Origin of the sequence: Nocardia beijingensis NBRC 16342 (assembly GCF_001612785.1) — a bacterium.
In the GTDB taxonomy this organism is placed as follows: Bacteria; Actinomycetota; Actinomycetes; order Mycobacteriales; family Mycobacteriaceae; genus Nocardia; species Nocardia beijingensis.
Map to the genome: position 1 here is coordinate 1 of NZ_BDBC01000047.1, position 19,823 is coordinate 19,823.

The window sequence follows — 19,823 nt, forward strand, 5'->3', positions numbered from 1 at the left end:
GCGGCCGCGAGCGCGTCGTCGTCGCCGTGCGCGATCGTGCGCGCGAGCAAGGCGACCAGCGCGTCCACCGGATTCGCCGACGTCGCGCGCGGCGCGGCCAGTCGCTCGAAGAGCGCATCGTAGGTGAGAGATTCGCCCGCGCACAGCAGGGCGCGGCGCGGGCCTGGAACGGTACGCGCCGCGCGGATCAACTCCTCGACGCCCGGCACGTCGGACAGCGCGACGCCGTTGGCCCACTCGCCCAGCACGCGCCTGCGCTGCTCCCCGCTCAGATCGTCACGGGCGCCGGCCGAACTCGCCTCCAGCGCGGCGGCGAGTTCGGCGACCGTCGGGGTGTCGAACAGCACGCGGACGTCGATCTCAACGCCGAACTCCTCCCGTATCCAGGCCAGCAGCCGATTGGCCAGCAGTGAATGCCCGCCGAGCTCGAAGAACGAGTCGTCGGCGCCCACCTGGTCCAGGCCGAGAATCCTGGCGTACTGGTCGGCGAGCCTGATCTCGTTGGCCGTGCTCGGTTCCCGGTAGGAATGCGCCGCGCTGCGCACCGGCTCCGGCAGCGCGCGGCGATCGAGCTTGCCGTGCGCGGTCAGCGGAATCTCCGGCAGGACCGCGAAAGCGGCGGGCACCATGTAGTCGGGCAGGACGGCCGCCGCGTGCGCCCGGATCTGGTCGAGATCGAGGTCGTCCTCGGCCGCCACCACGTAGGCGGCGAGCATCGGACCGATCGCGGCGTCGGTCACCGCGACGACCTCGCAGCGCGCCACCGCGGGATGGCTCGCGATGGCGGCCCGCACCTCGCCGAGTTCGATCCGGTGACCGCGCACCTTCACCTGTTCGTCGGCGCGGCCGACGAATTCGAGCACGCCCGCCTCGTCCCTGCGGGCCAGATCGCCGGTGCGGTACATGCGGCTGCCCGGCCGGTACGGATCGGCGACGAACCGCTCCGCGCTCGATCCCGGCCGGTCGAGATATCCGCGCGCCAATTGCGTTCCGCCCAGATATATTTCGCCGACAACGCCGGAGGGCACCGGGTGCAGGCGGGCGTCGAGCAGATAGACGTGGACGTTGCGATTGGGTACGCCGATCGGCACGATCCCGGTGCCCTGCGGGCCGTCGACCGTGAAGTGCGTCGCCGAGATCACCGCCTCGGTGGGTCCGTAATGATTGCGTAGCTCGGCGTCGAAGACACCCGCGAATCGGTCGGCCACCTCGCCGAGCAGCGCTTCCCCGCCGACCGGGACGTAGCGCAGCGCCTGCCACTCGCTCACTTCCGGCAGCATCAGGAACGTGCTCAACTGGGAGGGCACCATGTGCAGCACGGTCACACCGCAGCGTTCGATGAGTTCCGCCACGTACGGGATGTCGCGGAAGGCACCGGGTTTCGGGATCACCAGACTCGCGCCGACGGTGAGGGTCACGAAGATGTCCAGCAGCGAGGCGTCGAAGCTCAGCGGCGCCGATTGCAGCAGCCGGTCGGCCGCGGTGATGCCGCCCTCCGCCGCGAAACCGGTCAGGTGCTCAGCGAGCGCGGCGTGCGGCACCGGCACGCCCTTGGGCTTACCGGTCGAGCCGGAGGTGTAGAGCACGTAGGCGAGATTGTCCGGCCGCAGCGGGCGCACGCGTTCGGCGTCGGTCGGCGCGTGCGACGGCAGACCGGCGGCGGCCTGCTCGGCGGCCGCCAGCTCGTGCCGGCCGAGCCGCAGGCGGGGACCGGCCGCGCGATCGAGTGCGTCGACTCGGTCGGCGGGGTCGGCGGGGTCGATCGGCAGGTAGGCCGCGCCCGCCGCGAGCACGGCGAGCACCGCGACGACGAACTCCGCCGAGGTGGTGAGCCGCAGCACCACGATGTCCTCGGGCCCGATCCCCTGCCGGATCAGCCAGTGCGCCAGCCGATTGGCCCGGCTGTGTAACTCGGCGTAGGTGAGGATGACCGGCGCCGTGTCCGCCGCGCCCGGCGCGATGATCGCGACCGCGCCCGGGGTGGCGGCCACGCGCCGTTCGAACAGCGCGGGCACGGTGGTCGGCGGCGTGCCGGCCAGTTCGCCGTGCGACAGCGCCGCGATGCGTTCCCGCTCCGCCGCCGCGAACAACTCGAGATCGCCGGCCGCGCGGGACGGCTCGGCCACCGCGGCGCCGACCAGATGCAGGTAGTGCCGCAGCAACTGATCGACGACCGCGTCGGTCAGCAGGTCCGCGGCGTATTCGGCTTCCAGATGCACGCCCCGCTCGTCGAGCACCACGTTCAGGCGCAGCGGCAACTGGGCCACCGACCCGCCGAACTGCACGCCGTGCGCGGTGACGCCGTCGAAGTCGAATCCGCGCGGGCTCTCGCGCACTCCGAATCCGACGCTCACCAGCTGCTCCAACCCGTCGCGTCCGTCGGCGCGATCCGGATTGACTTCGCGGACCACGCGATCGATGCCGACATGCTGGTGCGCGAATCCCGCCGTGCAGCTCTCGGCGACGAGCGCGACGAAATCAGCGAAGGAACGTTCCGGGGCGAACCCGGCGCGCAGCAACAGGGTGTTGCCGAAGTATCCGATGGCCGCCACCGCGGCGGGACCTCGGTTGGTTACCGGCACCGCCACCAGGAAATCCGTCGCGCCGGTGTAGCGGTGGATTACCGTGTAGTAGGCGGCCAGCAGCACCGCGAACGGCTTGGTGTCGTAGTCGCCCGCGAACGCGTACACCTGGTCGACCAGTTCGGCGGGCACGTCGAGGGCCCGGTGACCCGCCTGCCGGTTCCCCGCGCCCGCGAGCGCGGATCGGTTCGGCAGTTCCAGTGGTTCCGGCAGCGGCCGCAGCGTGCGACGCCAGAATTCGACGGCGGCGTCCTCCGGCTCGCCGGTGATGCCGTGCACCGCGACGTCCACGTACTGCGTCGGCATCGTCGCGGACGCGCCGCGATAGGCGGCGTTGACCTCGGCGCGGAACACGCTCCAGGAGTCGTCGTCCCAGCAGATCGTGTGGGTGACCAGCACGAAGACGAACTCCGCCGCGCCGGTGCGCAACAACAGCAGCCGCAGCGGCGCGGCGCGGGTCAGGTCGAACGGTTCGCCGACCGCGCGGCGCGCCAGCACCTCGACCCGGCGGTTGCGGCTGGATTCCGGCAGGCCGGCGAGATCGACCTCCTGCCACGGGGCGGACAGATCGTCGTGGACCAGCCGGTAAGGCTCGCCGTCCGAAGCCGATCCGTAAGTGGTGCGCAGGATGTCGTGCCGCGCCACCACGCCATCGACGGCCGCGCGCAGCCGGGCGGCATCCAGCGGGCCGGTCAGCCGGTAGGCGAAGCAGATGTTGAGGGTGGCGTCGTCGGGGTCCCTGGTCTGCAGGAACCAGGCCCGGCGCTGGCCCGGGGACAGGGGAACCCGCCCGTCACCGGCGCGGGCGGGATCCGCGCCGTCGCGTAGACGCGCGGAATCGGCGATGGTCGACATGGCGGCGGATCACTCCGGCGAATCGGTGAGATAGCCCCCGCGCGTGAAGAATTCGGCTCCCGACCGTTCCACCCCGTCCGACGTGCGCACCCGGGTCAGCACCAAGCCGGGGTTGCCCCGGTAGGCGTCCGGCCCGCAGACCACGGTGCCGCCGCCCTCCTGCACGATCACCCGGCCGGGCGTGCCGCCGTAGCGCGCCTCCGAGACGCGCGCTGCCAGGACCTCGATCTTCTCGCCGCGGTAATAGCTGAAGGCCCGCGGGTACGGCTCGGAGAGGGCGCGGACGAACCGCTCCAGATCCACCGCCGGGGTGCGCCAGTCGATGCGGCTGTCGCGCTCGGACCGCTTGTGGAAATAGGTCCGCTGTGTCTTGTCCTGCGGCCGCCACACCGCGGTGCCGGTCTCCAGCGCGTGCAGCGCCTCCCGGACGGCCCCGGGAATCAATTCCATTCCGGCGAGCACGAGTTCGGTGCCGGTGGCCTCCGGGCCGATCGGCAGCGAATGCTGCACCAGGATGTCGCCGGTGTCCAGTTGCTCGTCCATCCGGTGCACGGTGAGCCCGAACTCGGTCTCCCCGCTGATCAGCGCCCACAGCACCGGCGAGAAGCCGGTGAACTTGGGCAGCAGCGAATCGTGCAGGTTGAGCGTGCCGTGCGGAGGCAGGTCGTACAGCTCCGGCGGCATCCAGGTGTACCAGCTGTTCACCACGATGACGTCCGGCTCGGCCCGCTTGACCAGGTCGATGGTCTCCGCGTCGGCGCGCTCGGTCAGGTGCACCGGGATCCCGTGCTCGCGAGCCAGTTCCTCGACCGAGTCCGACCAGATGGCCTTGTAGGACTGTTCGCTGACCGGATGCGTCACCGCGAGCACCACGTCGTGACCGGAATCGATCAGGGCCTGCAGGGTTTTGCGGCCCCAGGTCTGGAAGCCGAACGACACGATGCGCATACCGAACCTATCCTCGACGAACTCTAAAGTAAGGCTAGCCTAGCCTATGCAAACGCCGAGTTCGCTCCGAAGTGCCGCACTGCGGCCGGGCGCACCGGGGCGCCCGCCAGCACTCGATCCGAAAGTTCGCCGAGGCAGCTGAGATTCGGGAATCCCGGCCCTTGCGCCAGCCCCGCCATATTCGGCAGATAGAGCTTCGCCTCTAGCCCGGAGACGGCGAGGTCGTGGCCGATGGCCGCCTCCAGCCGCGCCTGGGTGACCGGCCCGCCGACGGCCAGTTCCAGCAGATCGGCGGCGTCGGAATCGAACAGCTCGAGAAACCACAGCGGCTGTCCGCCGGTCGCGTCGACCACCAGGTCGAACGCGTGCACCTGATCCGGGCGCAGATCGTTGCGCAGGGTCAACGCGACCCCGTCACCCTGATCGGCCACCCGCACCACCCGGCCCTGCAGGTGATGCACCCGGCTGTCGGCGAGCAGATTCTCCTGCACCCGCACCGAGAAGACGCCGCGATCGGTGCGCCGCACCACATCCCGCCGCTCCCCCACGCTCAGCGCCCGCCACTTGGCTGGATCACTGTAGAGCGAATTCTCGAAGAAGCTCTCGCCGCGGGTGTAGATCGTGGCCGCGGGAGAGATCACCGACACGGTCAGCACGTCGTGGCGCACCAGTTCGTCCAGCGCCGAACCGGCGGTCTCCCCGCCGCCGATCACCGCCGCCCGCGAGGACGCGGGCAGCCGCCTGCGGCAGGCCAGATCCCAGAATTCGGCGATGCTCAGCATTTTCGGATGCCGGGCGAGCGCGCGGTCGCTGCGCCCCGGGCCGGTGATCATCAACCGGTCGGCGTCGATTTCGGACTCGACGCCGTTCGCGTCCACCACGCGGACCAGCCAGCCGTCGGCGGCCGCCGAGATGGTGCGCACCGTGCCGAGCACCAGCTCGACCCCGGTCTTGCGCGCGACCCACTGCAAGTATTTCGCCCACACATGATGGTGCGGATGCGGCCTGCCCCGATCCACCCATTCGGCGTAGGTGCCCCGCTCGATCAGGAAAGAAGTCCAGCTGAACCGCTGCATCGCCTCGTTGATGGCGCGATTGTGACCCCGCGCCCAGGTCGAGTGATAGGGAAAGCCGACATCCTTCTCCGGACTGGTGCCGAGCCGGTGCTGACCGTCGGTCCATCCGCCGCTGGCGAGCCAATTGCCGCCGACCGCCTGCGATTCCACGACGACGACCTCCGGCGCCACCAGCCCGAGTTCGCGCAGCACGTGCGCCTTCGCCGCCACGGCCATGGCCTTGGGGCCGCCACCGACTACGAGAAGTCTGTCCACCGGTTCTCCCATCTGTGTTTCCAGCCACTGCGCAGCTATCGGTAGAGCACTCAGCTGTGCGGCTGGTCGCTCGCGGCGACGTCACCGTGCGACTGGACATGCACGCACACATGTTTGCATAGGCTTACCTTATATTGCTAGGGGCAACCGCTCCTGTGGTGGACTCCGCAGGGGCAGGCGAGCAATCGCCCTGGAACGAAACGGAAGTATGCAGATGAACAACCGCAAGATCAGAGCAACCGCCGCGGCCTTCGCCATCGCCTCGGCAACGCTTGCCGGCGGATTCGCCGGCATCGCACCCGCTACCGCGGCACCCGCCGTGGTCCGCACCGCGGCGCCTTCGGTCGGGGAACTGCAGGCCAAGTTGCAGGTGTTGCTGAACACCGGAGCGTCGCGCTCCGCCCGCGCCGCCGAACTGGAGGCGGGCGAGGCCGGATTGCCGATGATCGATCAGATCGCGGGCGTGATGAATTCGGTGCCCAGTTTCCGGTGGTCGGTTCAGGGCCCGGTCAGCGTCAACGGCGACACCCTCTCCGCCAACCTGATGACGACCGTCGACGGTTTCTCCCCCTTCCCGGCGATCGAGGTGTCCTGGCGCCGGATCGATGGCACCTGGAAGCTGACCCGCGAATCGGAGTGCACCATCGGCTACTACGCGTCGGTGTCCTGCAGCGTCTGACCGGCCGCGGCACGACGAACGGTCCCGTCGAACTCGGCTTCCGAGTTCCGGGACCGTTTTCGCACCGCACGTCCTACGCCTCCACTTCCAAGTGTGATTAGGCTAGCCTTAGTCGCATGGGCAGAGGATTCGAAGGCTTGATGTTGAAGGCGTGGCGGGCCGATGACTATCGGCTGACCGTCACCTCGACCGAGCAGATCACCGACAAGTTCGTCCGGCTCGGCTTCGACGCGGGTGGCCTGCTCGCCGACCATCCGGTGCATCCGACCCAGTGGGTCCGGCTGTGGATTCCGAACGGGGAGAAGGAACATCAGCGCGGATACACCCTGGTCGACCCCGACCCGGAGAACGACCGCTTCTGGATCGAATTCGCCCTGCACGACGGCCCGGCCGCGGAATGGGCTCGAAAAGCCGGGGTGGGTGACGAGATCGACGCCTCGGTCCTCGGTTCGGACTTCCAGCTGCCGGAGACCGCCCACAGCGAGTATCTGATCTTCGGTGACACCGCGTCGCTGCCCGCGATCAATTCCCTGCTCGACGCGATCGGCGACACCCCGGCACGGGTCTGGCTGGAATGGCAGTACGAGTCCGACCGCACCCTCCCGGTCCGCAACAAGCCGCATCACCAGGTCACCTGGCTGCAACGCGTCGACGACGGACGGCTGATGCGCGAGCAAGCCCACGAGATCGACTGCCCGAAAGATGCTTTCGCGTGGGTGGCCTGCGACGGTCACACCACCCGCTCGATCGTCAAGACGCTCAAGACCGCGCACGCGCTGCCGAAGACTTCGATCAAAGCGCGCGCCTACTGGAAGTAGCTTCCATCGAGCAGGGCGCGTGGTCCCGCCGCCGGCTCGGCGACGGGACCTCGCGCCCGGTTGGTTATGCCGGAGCCGGTTCCAGCCGCCAGCCCGTCGCGCGGGAGCGCTCGTTCCAGAAGGCGGCGTAGCGACCGTCCAGCGCCAGCAGCTCTTCGTGCGTGCCGCGCTCGACGATGCGGCCACCGTCCAGGAACAAGATCTGGTCGGCGTGGGCGATGGTGGCGAGCCGGTGCGCGACGACGATCACCGTCTTGTCCCTGGTGATCTCGTGCACGCCGCGCACAACCACCGCCTCGCTGTGCGGGTCCAACGCGCTGGTCGCCTCGTCCAGCAACACGATCGGCGCGTCCTTCAGCAGCGCCCGCGCGATCGAGACACGTTGCCGCTCACCGCCCGACAGCGCGGTGCCGCCCTCGCCGACGCGGGTGTCGAACCCGTCGGGAAGACGCTCGACGATCTCGTCCACCCGAGCCGCCTCGGCCGCGCGCCGCACCTCGGCGTCGTCCGCGCCGGGCTTGCCGATCCTGATGTTGTCGGCCACCGACTGGTCGAACAGGTAGACGTTCTGGAAGACCAGCGACAGCTGGCTCAACAGCGTCGCCGACGGCTGGTCGCGCACGTCGTGCCCGCCCACCGCCACCCGGCCGGAATCCACGTCGTAGAAGCGGGCGGCCAGCCGCAGCAGAGTCGTCTTGCCCGCGCCGCTCGGTCCGACGACAGCCGTGGTGGTCCCCGCGGGCACGCTGAAGGTGACGCCCGACAGCACCGGCTCGCCGTCACGGTAACCGAAACTCACGTCGTCGAAGATCACCGAGGGCTCGCCCGGCGTGACCGGGGCGGCGGCCTCCGGAAGCACCGGCTCGGCGAGCAATTCGGTGATCCGGTCCGCCGCCGTCGCGGCGGAGCGCAGCGCGTTGCCCAGTTGGGCGGCCTGATTGACCGGTTCGATGAATCGCGAGCTCACCGCGACGAGCGCGATGGCGGCGGCGGCCGAGATCGCGCCGTCGGTCACCCGCGCGACCGCGACGTACACCAGCAGCAGGAACACGGCCTGCACGAACAGCGCGAACAGGATCAGGCCCGGCACGCTGGCGAAGACCATGCGCGCGCCCGCCGACCGCTGCGCGGCCAGCGCCGCGTCGAGCGCACGGTTGCCCGCGCCCACCGCGCCGAAGGCCCGCAGTACCGGCTGCGCCTGCGCGAATTCGATGACGCGCGAATCGGCTTCCGCCGCCGCGGCGTGCATGCGCTGATCCGCGCCGGTGTATGCGCGGTTCGCCAGGCCGTTGACCAGGTAGAGCACCGGCGCGGCGAGCAGCATCGCCATCGCGATACGCCAGTCGACCAGCAGCATGCCCACCGCGACCGCGAGTGGGACGATGACGCCGGTCAGGATCTTGGCCAGCAGGTAGGCGACCAGGCCTTGCAGTTCGCGCACGTTCTCGACCATCAGCCGTCCCAGCGGCCCGGCGTCGTGGGTCTCGAACCAGCCGAGCGGCAGCGCGTTGAGGTGGTCGCCGAGCCGGGTCTGCAATCCGCGCTGCATGCCGACGCCGACGCGCAGGCCGATCGCGGCCTGCAGATACCCGAACACCACCACGCCCGCGACCGCGGCCAGCATGCCGAGCGCCCACATCCACGCGCGGCCGAGATCGTCGTCGAACAGCGCTTGCAACACCGGCACCAGCAGCAGATACGCCAGCGCCTGGCTGAGCGCCTGGGCCACGATGGCGGCGAACAACCTCGGCGTCAGAGGGGCGAATTCGGCTGGAACCAGATCGAGTACCTTGCGAATCATCGGACGCCCTCCGCACGTTCGACGAGGGCGATCTCGCCCAGCGCCGCCTCGTTGATCTCCCACAGTCGCTGATAGGTGCCGCCCGCGGCGACCAGGCTCGCGTGCTCGCCCTGCTCCACCAGCCGTCCCCGCTCGAGCACCAGGATGCGATCCGCTCCGGTGATGGTGTGCAGCCGGTGCGCGATGACCAGCACGGTGCGCCCCGCGACCAGGACGGCCAGCGCGTCCTGCACGGCCGCTTCGGATTCCGGATCCGCGAAGGCGGTCGCCTCGTCGAGCACCAGCACCGGCGTGTCGGCGAGCAGGGCGCGCGCGATGGAAAGCCGTTGCGCCTCGCCGCCGGAAAGGCTTGCGTCGACGCCCATCTCGGAGTCGTAACCGCGCGGCAGCGCGACGATCCGGTCGTGGATCTGCGCGGCGCGGGCCGCCTTCTCCACCGCCGCGTCATCGGCGTCCGGCCGGGCCAGGAGCAGGTTCTCCCGGATGGTGCCGCGGATCAGCCGCACGTCCTGGAAGACGAATCCGACCGTCCGATAGAGCTCTTCGCTCGAGAAGTCACGAATATCCCGGCCGCCGATGATGATCCGGCCCGCACCCACGTCGTAGAAGCGTGGCAGCAACTTGGCCAGCGTCGATTTGCCGGACCCGCTGGGGCCGACCAGCGCGGTGATGGTCCCCGGCGCGAGTTCGAGGTCGATGTGGTGCAGCACGTCGTGGCCGCTGCGGTAACCGAAGCCGACCCCTTCGAACCGGACCAGTCCCGCGGGCGCGGACTGCGCCGCGTCGGATGCGTGCGCATCGGTGCTCAATTCCGGCGTCTGTTGCAGGTCGTAGAGCCGTTGCGCCGCGACCGCCGCCGCCCGCAGCGCCTGCGCGCCGTAGCCGAGGTTGAGCAGCGAGCTGCCGAGACCCAGGCCGACCAGCAGGAACGGCAGCACGTCCAGCGGCCGCACCCACTCGAGACCCACCGCGGCCAGCCCGGCGAAGACCACGACCAGCATCACGAACACCGGGGTGACGACGATGTCGGAGGCCGCCTGCACCTTGATGATCGGCGTCTTCAGCCGGTCGACGCTGCGCGCCTGATGCTCCACCGCGTCCTGGAAGACGCTGTGCGCCTTGCCCGCCTGGCCGAACGCGCGCACCACCTGGATGCCGTCGACGAACTCGATGGCCGCTTCCTTGGTGCGCTGCTCGGAGCGGGTGTAGACGACGTAGCGGTCCCGGCCGTCGCGGTCCATCATCCTGCTGTAGAGCACGGCGTAGGCCAGGATCGGCAACAGCAGCACCAAAGCGAGCCGCCATTGCACGGTGACCAGGTAGCCGAGGGTGACGAGCGGAACGGTGAGCGCGCCGACGAACTCCAGCCGCGCGTGCGCCACCAGGTAGTGCAGCGCCTCCACGTCGTCTTGCAGATATTTCTTCACCTCACCCGAGGTCCGCTCACCGAACCAGCCAAGAGGCACCCTGGTCAGCTTGGCGGCCAGCGCCCGCCGCACCGCGAGTTGATAGCCACCGTCGACCAGATGCGTCCAGGTCAGCGCACCGGCCTGGAGCAAGGCGCGGGCCAGCAGCACCACCGCGGCGACCGCGAGCAGTCGCCAGACCCGGCCGGTGTCCACGGGTTGGTCGAGCAGTTCGCGGCAGACTTCGACGATCAGCACGAACGGGACCACCGCGCACACCGACGCGACGGCCATGAGGATGCTCGCGGCGGTCAGATGTCCGCGCACGGGCGCGAGGATCTCCTTGCGCGCCTGCGCCTCCCGCCGTTTGCGTTCTCTGAGCACCGCCTTCGGCGGCCGGTTCCCCGTATCCGCCACCGGCAGCGGCGCGGCCTCCACCGTCATCTGTCCTCGTCTCTCGCCTATCCCGGCGTTCGTTCCTGATTCGCCCCATACTCACACAGAAGGCGCCCGTAAGGAAGGTTAGGCTAAGTTACTTAGACCGACGGCGCGCGCTCGGCGCCTGCCCCTCGCGGTCGTACGCGCGGACACGCCCCACACCAGGCGTTGTCTTTCGCGACTTGTTTCGTCAATCTGCGAAAACCGCTGCGAACTCGCGCTTTTCGAACTTCCGACGGGCTCGGGAATCCTTCGTGAACGGACCGGCATCCTGGCTCGATAGCACCCGCGCATCGCTAACTTCGAATGCGACGAAATCCTCGGGAGACAGGTCGGGAGACAGGAATGAATATGTTTGCCACAGAGACGTTCACGGTTCTGTCGAATTGCGCCGAAGACCCCGGCGAACTCACCGCGAGCCAAGCGCACCGCGCCATGCAGGTGCACCTGGATTGCAGCGTCGAGATCTGCCGGGTCCGGCGGCGCGCACGCAGGACGCTGGTCGAAGCCCGGCTGATGGTGCTGGACGAACGCGCGACGCCCTGACGGGCACACCGTGGTCGCCGCGAAGACCTTCCCGGGATCGGAGCGGCGGTTGTCCTGGCGGCGGAATCGTCACGGCAGTCGTGGTGTTGTCCCTGCCATGACCGCAACGGCATCCGATCGCTCCGCCGCCCCCGTCGTCGACACCGAGACCGAATTCGGCGCGAAAGTCGCCGAACGCCTCGGCCGCGAGTCCGTCCTCTGGCTGACCACCGTCGGCCCCACCGGCACACCACAACCCAACCCCGTCTGGTTCCAGTGGCGCGACGGCGAATTCCTGATCTTCAGCAAGCCCGACCAGCCGAAGATTCGCAACATTCGGCGCAACCCCCGGGTCTCGCTGAATCTCAACAGCACCGCCACCGGCGGCGACGTCGTCGTGCTCACCGGCACGGCCCGCGTGGGCGACCAGCGGCCAAGCGACGACGAACTCGACGCGTTCACGAAGAAGTACGCCGACGGCCTCCGCTCGCTCGGGATCACCGACGAGCAGTTCTACGCCGAGTACTCCGTCGTGCTGCGCGTGACGCCCGATCGGCTGCGCGGATTCTGATCCCGATGACATTCGCGCCGCCGCCGCCCACCGCCGCGTGGCGGCATCGCACCGCCCGGGAGGGATTCGAGGTGGCGTACTTCCGGGTCACCGAGCAAGGCGTGCTGATCGACGGCTGCACCACAGCCGTCGAGGACGGCGCGCCCTGGGTGGTGGACTACCGGATCGCACTGGACACCGAGTGGCGCACGCGCCGCGCTCAGGTGGCCGTGCGCAAGCCGGGCGGCTGGAACACGCTGGTGCTGGAGTCCGACGGCACGGGGTCCTGGCTGCTCGACGGCCTGCCCGCGCCCCTGCTCGACGGCTGTCTGGACGTGGACCTGGAGTCCTCCGCGCTGACCAACGCGCTGCCGGTGCACAGGACGGCACGGGAGATCGGCGACGGCGCGGACGCGCCCGCGGCCTATGTGTACGCCTCCGGCGCCGCGGTGGCCCGCTTGGAGCAGCGCTACGTCCGCGTGGCCGACGGCGCGCACGGGCCGCGTTTCCGGTACACCGCGCCGGAGTTCGACTTCACCTGCACACTCGACTACGACAAATCGGGCCTGGTGCTCGATTACCCGGGCATCGCGATCCGCGCGCACTGACCCCGCGGACTGAGGACGGACCACGTCCGACCGCACCCGTTAAGGTCGGTACCGATGAGAAGGCGGCAACAACCGCCGTTGCCGAAGCGGCACGGCTTGGACCCGGCCCGGCTGCGACTACCGGAGCAGGGCCACTGGACGACCATCCGGGACCATCTGGTGGAACGCCTGCCCCGGGTGTCCCCGGCGCGCATCGATGAGCTGTTGCACGCGGGTGGCATCGTCGATCTCGAAGGTCCGATCGCCCCCGACGCACCGTATGTACCCGGCGGCGCGGTCTGGTTCCACCGTGATCTGCCCGAAGAGACGGTAGTCCCCTTCGACATCCCCGTCGTGTATCGCGACGACGACATCCTGGTGGTCGACAAGCCGCACTTCCTGGCCACGATCCCGCGCGGTCAGCACATCTTGCAGACGGCGCTGGTGCGGCTGCGCCGGGAGCTGGACCTTCCCGACCTGATTCCGGCCCATCGGCTCGACCGCGTCACGGCGGGCCTGGTGCTCTTCGTCGTCAACCCCGCTCGCCGCGGTGCGTACCAGACCATGTTCCACAAGCGCACCGTGCGCAAAGAGTACGAGGCGATCGCCCGATTCGATCCCGGCCTCGCGCTGCCCCGCGTGGTGCGCAGCCGGATCATCAAAGAGAAACAGGTGCTCGCGGCTCAAGAGGTCCCCGGCGAGCCCAACGCGGAAACCGAGATCGAACTGCTCGAGCACCGCGACGGCCTCGGACGCTACCGGTTGCGCCCGCACACCGGCCGGACCCACCAGTTGCGCCTGCACATGAACAGCCTCGGCATTCCCATCCTGGGCGATGACTTCTACCCGGTGCTCACCGACAAACCGGTGGACGACTTCACCAGGCCGCTGCAACTGCTGGCCGCCTCGCTCGAGTTCATCGATCCGGTCACCCGCGAGCCGCGCCGGTTCGAGACCACCCGCACGCTGCAAGCCTGGACCGATCCGCACGGGTGGGCCGGCGACGCCACCGCGGTCCGCCCGCCGTTCGGCTGAGCCCCACGCACGCTCCTCCACGCCGCCCGCCTCACGATTCAGCAGAGCGCCGTCCCCGCGACCGCAACGGCGGCGAAAAAAGTGATCGATCGGGCAATCTAGCGGCCATCCGTGGTGAACGTGTTCCTGTTCCGTAGACTCGGTCGGGATGTCTGAGCCGGACCCAGCCGCACCGACCCGCTTACGCCACAAGATGCACGCCTACATCGACGTCGCCGTGGTGGTGATCGTCCTCGTGGGCACCAATCTGATCGCGCATTTCACCACCGCCTGGGCGCACATCGTGACGGTGCCGATCGCGGCGATCGTCCTGCTCGCGCTGATGCGCAGGCGCGGGCTCGGCTGGTCGGAACTGGGCCTCTCACCCCGGCAGTGGCGGCGCGGCTCGCTCTACGCGCTCGCCGCGGCGGCGGTGGTCCTCGCGGCCGTCGCGATCGGCGCGGCGCTGCCCATGACCCGGCCGTTCTTCCTGGCCGATCGCTACGCGACCATCTCCGGCGCGTTGATCGCCTCGATGATCGTCATCCCGCTGCAAACCGTGATCCCCGAGGAACTGGCCTTCCGCGGTGTGCTGCACGGCACCCTGCACCGCGCCTACGGTGCGCGCGGCGTCTTCGCGGCGGGCTCCCTGCTGTTCGGCCTCTGGCACATCGCGTCGTCCCTCGGCCTGACCTCGGGCAACCGCGGCCTCAGCGAAGTCGTCGGCGGCGGCGTGACCGGACAGATCGCCGGAATCCTGCTCGCCGTCCTGGCGACGGCCGCGGCGGGCGTGGTGTTCACCTGGCTGCGCCACCGCAGTGGCAGCCTGCTCGCCCCGATCGCCCTGCACTGGTCGGTCAACGGCGCGGGCGCCCTGGCAGCCGCCATCGTCTGGCACACGGTGAGCTGAGTTTGCTTAGCCGCGCCTTCGGCGCGGCGTGTTCGCATGCTCGGTCAGCAACCGGAAGCGGAGGAATTCGCGCGATTGCCGAGCACTCATTCGAACTGAGTTTCGACACGCGGAGAGTTCCGATAAAAGCCCCGCTCATCCGGATAGTCGAGCCGTACCGCGAATTCTCCCAGCCCGGCGTGTCGCCCACGGCCCGATGTGCATCGCATTGACCACGAGCGGAGGTCGGTTTAATCTCACTCCGATCACACATATGTTCGAGCAATCATGTCTCCACCACCCGGCATGAGACCTGCTCTTGGGAAGGCTCGCGATGCCCGACGACCCCTCGAACGGTAGTTCCGAGATTGCCGCGCTGGCTCAGCAAGTCGAGACCGCGCGCGGCAAGTTGCCTCTGCAACTCGATCCGGCGTTGCTGGAAGTGCTCTCCGAACGCGAGATCGCCGCGGAGCGTGAATTGGCGGAATGGATTCGCGCGCGCCGCCGTGAGCAGCGGCGCCGGGCGATCGAGGCGGAACTTGCCACCGAGCGGCGCGATCGGAAGTCGGCCGCGGCGTTGCGCCGTGCGGAGGAGGCCGACGCCCGGTGGCATCGGCGCGCGCTGGCGGCGCGGCGGCGGGCTTCCAGCCAGGACGCGCGACTGGCGCAGCTCTACCGGCGGGCGGAGTGGTCCTCGCGCGCCTTGATCGCGGTCGTCGTGCTCGGCATGGTCTGGGCCGGTGTCAACGTGCAGCACAATCTGGTGCCCAGCGGTGACATGTCCGACCCGCTGTACTGGTTGAGCTACGGCATCGAGGCGATGATCTCCATCCCGATCATCACCATCATGGTGGCGGCGACGACCGCGGCGCGCTGGGGCCGGGAGCTGGCGCGCGGCAAGGTGATCTTCTTCGAGGCGGCGCTGCTCGGCACGACCGTCGCGCTCAACACCGGCCCGCATCTCGCCGCGGGCGACCTCGGCCGCGCCGCCGAGTACGCCATCGCTCCGGTGATGGTCGGCGTGGTGATCTGGTTGCACGCCTGGGTTTCCGCGCGGTACGCCGTGCTCATCGACGGAGCGCCGGTGATCGATCCCGACCCGCGAGCTGTCCGATTCGCTCCGGGAATGATGGAGCGCGGCGACTATCAACCCCTTGCGGCGAACAGCGGCCGCTTCCCTGCGGACGGCGATACTTACGCCGCGCCCGTGACCGATGGTCGCTACGACACGAATCCCGCAACGCGAACCGCTCCTCAGGGCAGTGCCGACGTCCATGAAACCTCGGTCTCCGCCACTGTCCAGGACGAGACGACGGGCGCTCGTCCCGGTGCCCAGCCCGACGAGTTCACCCGCCCGGCCGCAGCGGCCATGCCTGCCCCGGCACACGTCGCCTACAGGAAGTCGGCGGCCAACGGTCACCCCGCCGGAGTACCGATCGACGGCCGTCCCGTCGACCACGCGGCGCCCGCGACGACGGACCCCGCGGACAGCGAAATGCACAGCGGCTCCCCCGCCTCCGGGCCGACCGATGCGCGCAGGACCAACGGTCACGCCGTCGATACGCCGATCAACGGCCATCCCGTCACCATCCCCCGCACGGGGGCGGTACCGGTGGATGACGAAGTGGCCGGAAACATCACGCGCAATGGCCATGAGGCAGCCGCCGGTCCGAACGGCGGCGCGCTTCCGCACCCTCGCAACGGCCGCTCTCCCGACCTGCCCGTGAACGGCTACCCGCTGCCGATCCACGGCGAAATCAATGGGACGTCCACCAACGGAAACGCGCACCCGCACATCAATGGGCATACCTTGCGCCCTGCCACCAACGGCCACACCCCGGCTTCCCCTGTCGACGGCACCATGCGGCACTCGAGCGGCGACGGGAACACCGTCCACCCCAGCGCCGACGATGCGTCCAACACGACCGGACACCCTCGGGTCAACGGGCACGATACTGCTTCGACCTCCACCGAAATGCCCGTCGGCACAATGACTCCCGCTGTCCCGGTTGACAAGCACACCGCTCCCCTCGTCAGCAACGACGCCACGGACACCGTCGCTGCCAACGAAACCCCGGACTCCTCGGCCGTGGACGTCCGCGAAGTGACGACTCCCCCGCAGCATTCGGTACCTCCAGCCACACAGCCGGTCGCGGAGGTTCGCGCCGACGACCACACGACCGAAACGGCAGCGCCGGAGCTTCACCCACTCGAGGTCGAGCGCGGAACCTCGAGCCCAGCAGAAGCGCCTGCGTCCGACAGCCAGCCCGCACAAACAGCGGCACAACAGATTTCACTCGCCGACCTGCACGACGGCTTCGAATTCCGTGCGCACCCATCGGCACGCGCGAACAGTGCGGCATCGCCGCCCGCCACTACCGATCGAGACGGCCGTTCGATCGATCGAGCCCATCACGGCGACGAAGTCCGGCACCCGGGCTCCACCGAGCCAACGCGCACACCGCCCCCCGCGACGGCCGACCCTGCCGCGCAGGTGCACCCGAACGCCACCGCGCCGCGCGCGAAACGCGGAAAGTCGGCGACCGCCGAGCAGAACGACCGCTCCGCCGACACGGAGAGCGAACAATTGGCGCTCGAGGAAGCCCCCGAGCCTTCGCGTCCGCGCGTCGAACCGATGCCCGTCCTCGAAACGGACGCCGACGAGGACGACGAATTCCCCACCGAGCCCGAAGAAGCCGACACCGACGACGACGAGATCTCCGCGATCGCCCGCGCCATCACCGGCCGCCGCCTGTCCAACCTCCCGATCGAGGAGGTCCGAGAAATCCTGACACTCGCCGACCAGGGCGGCTCCACCCCCGCCATCGCCAACGAACTAGGCGTCCCCCGCTCCGCCGTCACCCGAGTCCTCGACTCCGCCATCAAAGTCCACCGCCCTTACGCGACCATCGTCTGAACCCGCCGCTCAGGCCTTTCTCTGCGGCTGGTGTGTCACCGTGGAGGCATGGACGATGCCGGGATCGGGGAACGCACCGCCACAGCGCGCAAGCTCACTCGGCTCACCCAGCAGCAGCTTGCGCAGAAGGCGAACGTGTCGGTCTCGCTGCTGCGCAAGGTCGAGCGAGGGGTGCGCCCCGCCTCGCCCGCGTTCATCACGGCCGTCGCCGACGCGCTCGGGGTGAACATCGAGGTCCTGACTGGGCAGCCCTACACCCCGGCGCGCGACGATGCCGGAGCACACGCCACCATCCGGGAACTGCGACGGAAAATTCTGGCCTTCAATGACGAGCCACTGAACGCGCCGACCACATTCGAAGAGCTCACCGCGGCACTACATCGGGTGCAGGAGAGCAGACGGCGCGGCCGGTACGGAGACCACACCGCCGAACTGCCGGACGTGATCCACGGATTGCACGCGCTCGCGGCCGACGAGCCTGCGGGGCATCGTCTCGAGACCATCTATTCGACCCTCGCCTACGCATACACCAGCGCGTCATCGATCGCCTACCGGTACGGCTACCTCGACCTCGCCGGACTGGCCGCCGAACGGTGCGTGTGGGCCGCTGAACGCAGTGGCGACCCCGCGTGGCCGATCGCGGCGGAATACCATCGCGCGCTGATCCTGCTCTACTCCGGCGCATACGCCGGTGGACTGCGGATCATCGAGCGCGCCCACGCCGCGAGTGAGCAACTGCCCACAACGCCGGAAGTCCTCGCGGTGCGGGGCGCGTTGCACCTGCGGGGATCGATCCTGTCGGCCCGTGCGCTCGACGCCGAGACCGCCGACGCGCATCTTCGGGAAGCGCGCCGACTCGGCGAGGCGATCGGCTCCGACCGTTATCAGGAGTACGGAACCGGGTTCCAACTGCCGAATGTCGCCATTCACTCCGTCGCCGTGCCCGTCGAGTTGTCCGATGGCACGACCGCCGTCGCACGCGCCGAGCGGATCCGGCTACCTGCATCGGTCACGCCGTCCCGCGCCGGGCATCACTGGATCGACGTGTCCCGCGCGTGGCTGCTGCACGGGGACAAGCAGCGTGCCCTCAGCAGTCTCGACCAGGCGCGCCGGATCGCGCCGGGACTGACACGCAACCACCCCCAGGTCCACGAGACCGTCCGCGTGCTCGCCAATACCCGGCGCGGAACCGACTCCCTCGCCCGGTTCGCGAAGTGGGCCAACGTCAAGATTTGAGTTCGGCGGATGCGATGCGACAACCTACTGGCACATACCTTATTGCCGATCCCTTTGCTCGATGAGCTCGATGCGGGTGAACTGACCGAGCCGCGTACTGGTCTTACCCTCCGAAACTTGACGCACAATATCTCGGAATTGCCAGAGAACGGTTTTGGACTTAGGCGCGGTTTCCTCGATGACGCGAGCGTAGATCGGGTCGCGCAACCTGATTTCGTGCACCTTCGGTAGATTCCAGTACGGAATCATCGGCGAGAGATGATGGTCCAGATGGTAGCCTTCATTGTGTACGCCCAGGAAATGGTAGGAGACCGGGCCCAGCACGCGATGGCGAGTGGTCTGCAGGTCGATGTTGTTGTTTCCGACGAGCGGAAAGTGTTCCAGCAACGCCATGTACCAGTTGATCAGCGGCAGTACGAACAGCAGCGGAACGATCCAATAAAGCAAAAATTGGGGTCCGTAACCGATAGTCCAGCAGAGCAGGCCAAGTGCTGCCAGGTAACCCGTAACCGCAAGCCCAGGGAGCGCCTCGTCCCGGGTTCCGGAGAGTCGCAACTCCTTCACGATTGCCGAAGTCTGCTGCCCCGATAGCGGCAACACCATGTAGCGCCATACGAACGTCGCGCCGGATTGCGGCTTGTACAAGCCGGCGGCGATATGTGCCCGGAAGTCCGGATCTTTGCGCACATCACCGAAACTGCCGTGATGATCCCGCATGTGGCTGCGCCGGAACGCCTCGAACGGTTGCAGGATCAGATACCCCGAAAACCATGTTCCGAGAAATTTGTTGAGTCCCTCGTGCTGGGCCAGCGTCCCGTGTACCGCCTCATGAACCAGTGTCGCGAGCGCACGCTGCCTGGTCGCGATGACAGTCAGCGCCACGGAGAGATAGACGAGCCACCATATCCACCCCGACAGCTGCTCGCAAAGGATGACTACGGCCGCGATGACCACCCAGTCACCGATCAACGCCAACGGCCCGTGCCAATTGTCCAGCTGTCGCAATGTTCTGACCTCGCTGTCGATCTCGGGATCGAACCTGTAGCGAGGCACGCGACCAGGCAGCGGAGTGAGGTCATCGCTTCGTTGTCCCGTAGTCAACATCGCATCCTTGCCGCGGCGCCCTGCCGCTGATGAATTCACGGCGGTCGACGCGCACGTCCACCTGCCCCGGCACGGGTGAAAACCTAGCTGCACCAGCAGGATTCGCCAGCGATGGGAAATGCGTGCACGAAAAGCTGTGCACC

Annotated in this window: 15 protein-coding genes; 9 read left to right on the top strand and 6 right to left on the bottom strand. The window is 68.7% G+C overall.

Annotation, left to right across the window (positions count from 1 at the left end; translation table 11 throughout):
• From NB3_RS24480 to NB3_RS24490, 3 genes are all read right to left on the bottom strand, one after another.
• Positions 1-3,437, bottom strand: a 3,437-nt coding sequence (locus tag NB3_RS24480; protein ID WP_067808011.1) for a non-ribosomal peptide synthetase, incomplete at its 3' end; no start/stop codon positions are given.
• A gap of 9 nt (positions 3,438-3,446) precedes the next feature.
• Positions 3,447-4,385 carry a methionyl-tRNA formyltransferase gene (locus NB3_RS24485; protein WP_067808013.1) on the bottom strand — a complete coding sequence of 313 codons (939 nt, stop codon included), beginning with the start codon at positions 4,383-4,385 and terminating at the stop codon, positions 3,447-3,449.
• A 44-nt stretch (positions 4,386-4,429) separates the two neighbouring features.
• On the bottom strand, positions 4,430-5,716 hold the full coding sequence (locus NB3_RS24490) for a SidA/IucD/PvdA family monooxygenase (protein ID WP_244892060.1): 1,287 nt from the start codon (positions 5,714-5,716) through the stop codon (positions 4,430-4,432).
• Positions 5,717-5,930: 214 nt separating this feature from the next.
• Here NB3_RS24490 and NB3_RS24495 point away from each other — a divergent pair, with 214 nt between their 5' ends.
• Entirely contained in the window at positions 5,931-6,395 is a 465-nt protein-coding gene (locus NB3_RS24495) for an MTB12 C-terminal domain-containing protein (RefSeq protein ID WP_067808120.1), read from the top strand.
• Between the two features lie 116 nt (positions 6,396-6,511).
• Positions 6,512-7,213 carry a siderophore-interacting protein gene (locus tag NB3_RS24500; RefSeq protein ID WP_067808018.1) on the top strand — a complete coding sequence of 234 codons (702 nt, stop codon included), beginning with the start codon at positions 6,512-6,514 and terminating at the stop codon, positions 7,211-7,213.
• Positions 7,214-7,277: 64 nt separating this feature from the next.
• Here the strand turns inward: NB3_RS24500 and NB3_RS24505 are convergent, their stop codons facing one another.
• Both NB3_RS24505 and NB3_RS24510 read right to left on the bottom strand, forming a co-directional pair.
• The gene (locus NB3_RS24505; RefSeq protein WP_067808021.1) at positions 7,278-9,014 is read right to left on the bottom strand and encodes an ABC transporter ATP-binding protein; all 1,737 of its coding nucleotides are present in this window, start codon (positions 9,012-9,014) and stop codon (positions 7,278-7,280) included.
• A complete protein-coding gene (locus NB3_RS24510) occupies positions 9,011-10,864 on the bottom strand; it encodes an ABC transporter ATP-binding protein (RefSeq protein ID WP_067808023.1) in 1,854 nt (617 codons plus the stop codon). The genes NB3_RS24505 and NB3_RS24510 overlap by 4 nt, the downstream gene beginning before the upstream one ends.
• A gap of 345 nt (positions 10,865-11,209) precedes the next feature.
• On the opposite strand from NB3_RS24510, the gene NB3_RS24515 reads away from it, so the two are divergent.
• The 7 genes from NB3_RS24515 (at position 11,210) to NB3_RS24545 (ending at position 18,576) form a co-directional block, all read left to right on the top strand.
• Positions 11,210-11,404, top strand: a complete 195-nt coding sequence (locus tag NB3_RS24515) for a hypothetical protein (RefSeq protein ID WP_067808123.1) — start codon at positions 11,210-11,212, stop codon at positions 11,402-11,404.
• Between the two features lie 97 nt (positions 11,405-11,501).
• Complete coding sequence (locus NB3_RS24520; RefSeq protein WP_067808025.1) at positions 11,502-11,954, top strand: TIGR03667 family PPOX class F420-dependent oxidoreductase; 453 nt, start codon at positions 11,502-11,504, stop codon at positions 11,952-11,954.
• Between the two features lie 5 nt (positions 11,955-11,959).
• Positions 11,960-12,541, top strand: a complete 582-nt coding sequence (locus NB3_RS24525; RefSeq protein ID WP_067808028.1) for a putative glycolipid-binding domain-containing protein — start codon at positions 11,960-11,962, stop codon at positions 12,539-12,541.
• A gap of 54 nt (positions 12,542-12,595) precedes the next feature.
• Positions 12,596-13,555: an RluA family pseudouridine synthase gene (locus NB3_RS24530; protein WP_067808031.1), complete on the top strand. Its 960-nt coding sequence runs from the start codon at positions 12,596-12,598 to the stop codon at positions 13,553-13,555.
• A gap of 148 nt (positions 13,556-13,703) precedes the next feature.
• Positions 13,704-14,444 (top strand): CPBP family intramembrane glutamic endopeptidase, encoded by a 741-nt coding sequence (locus NB3_RS24535; protein WP_067808033.1) that lies wholly within the window; start codon positions 13,704-13,706, stop codon positions 14,442-14,444.
• A 313-nt stretch (positions 14,445-14,757) separates the two neighbouring features.
• A complete protein-coding gene (locus NB3_RS24540) occupies positions 14,758-17,340 on the top strand; it encodes a helix-turn-helix domain-containing protein (RefSeq protein WP_067808038.1) in 2,583 nt (860 codons plus the stop codon).
• A 48-nt stretch (positions 17,341-17,388) separates the two neighbouring features.
• Positions 17,389-18,576: a helix-turn-helix domain-containing protein gene (locus NB3_RS24545; protein WP_067808039.1), complete on the top strand. Its 1,188-nt coding sequence runs from the start codon at positions 17,389-17,391 to the stop codon at positions 18,574-18,576.
• A 39-nt stretch (positions 18,577-18,615) separates the two neighbouring features.
• On the opposite strand, the gene NB3_RS24550 is transcribed toward NB3_RS24545, so the two are convergent.
• Positions 18,616-19,677: a fatty acid desaturase family protein gene (locus tag NB3_RS24550; protein WP_169810742.1), complete on the bottom strand. Its 1,062-nt coding sequence runs from the start codon at positions 19,675-19,677 to the stop codon at positions 18,616-18,618.
• Positions 19,678-19,823: the final 146 nt, after the last annotated feature.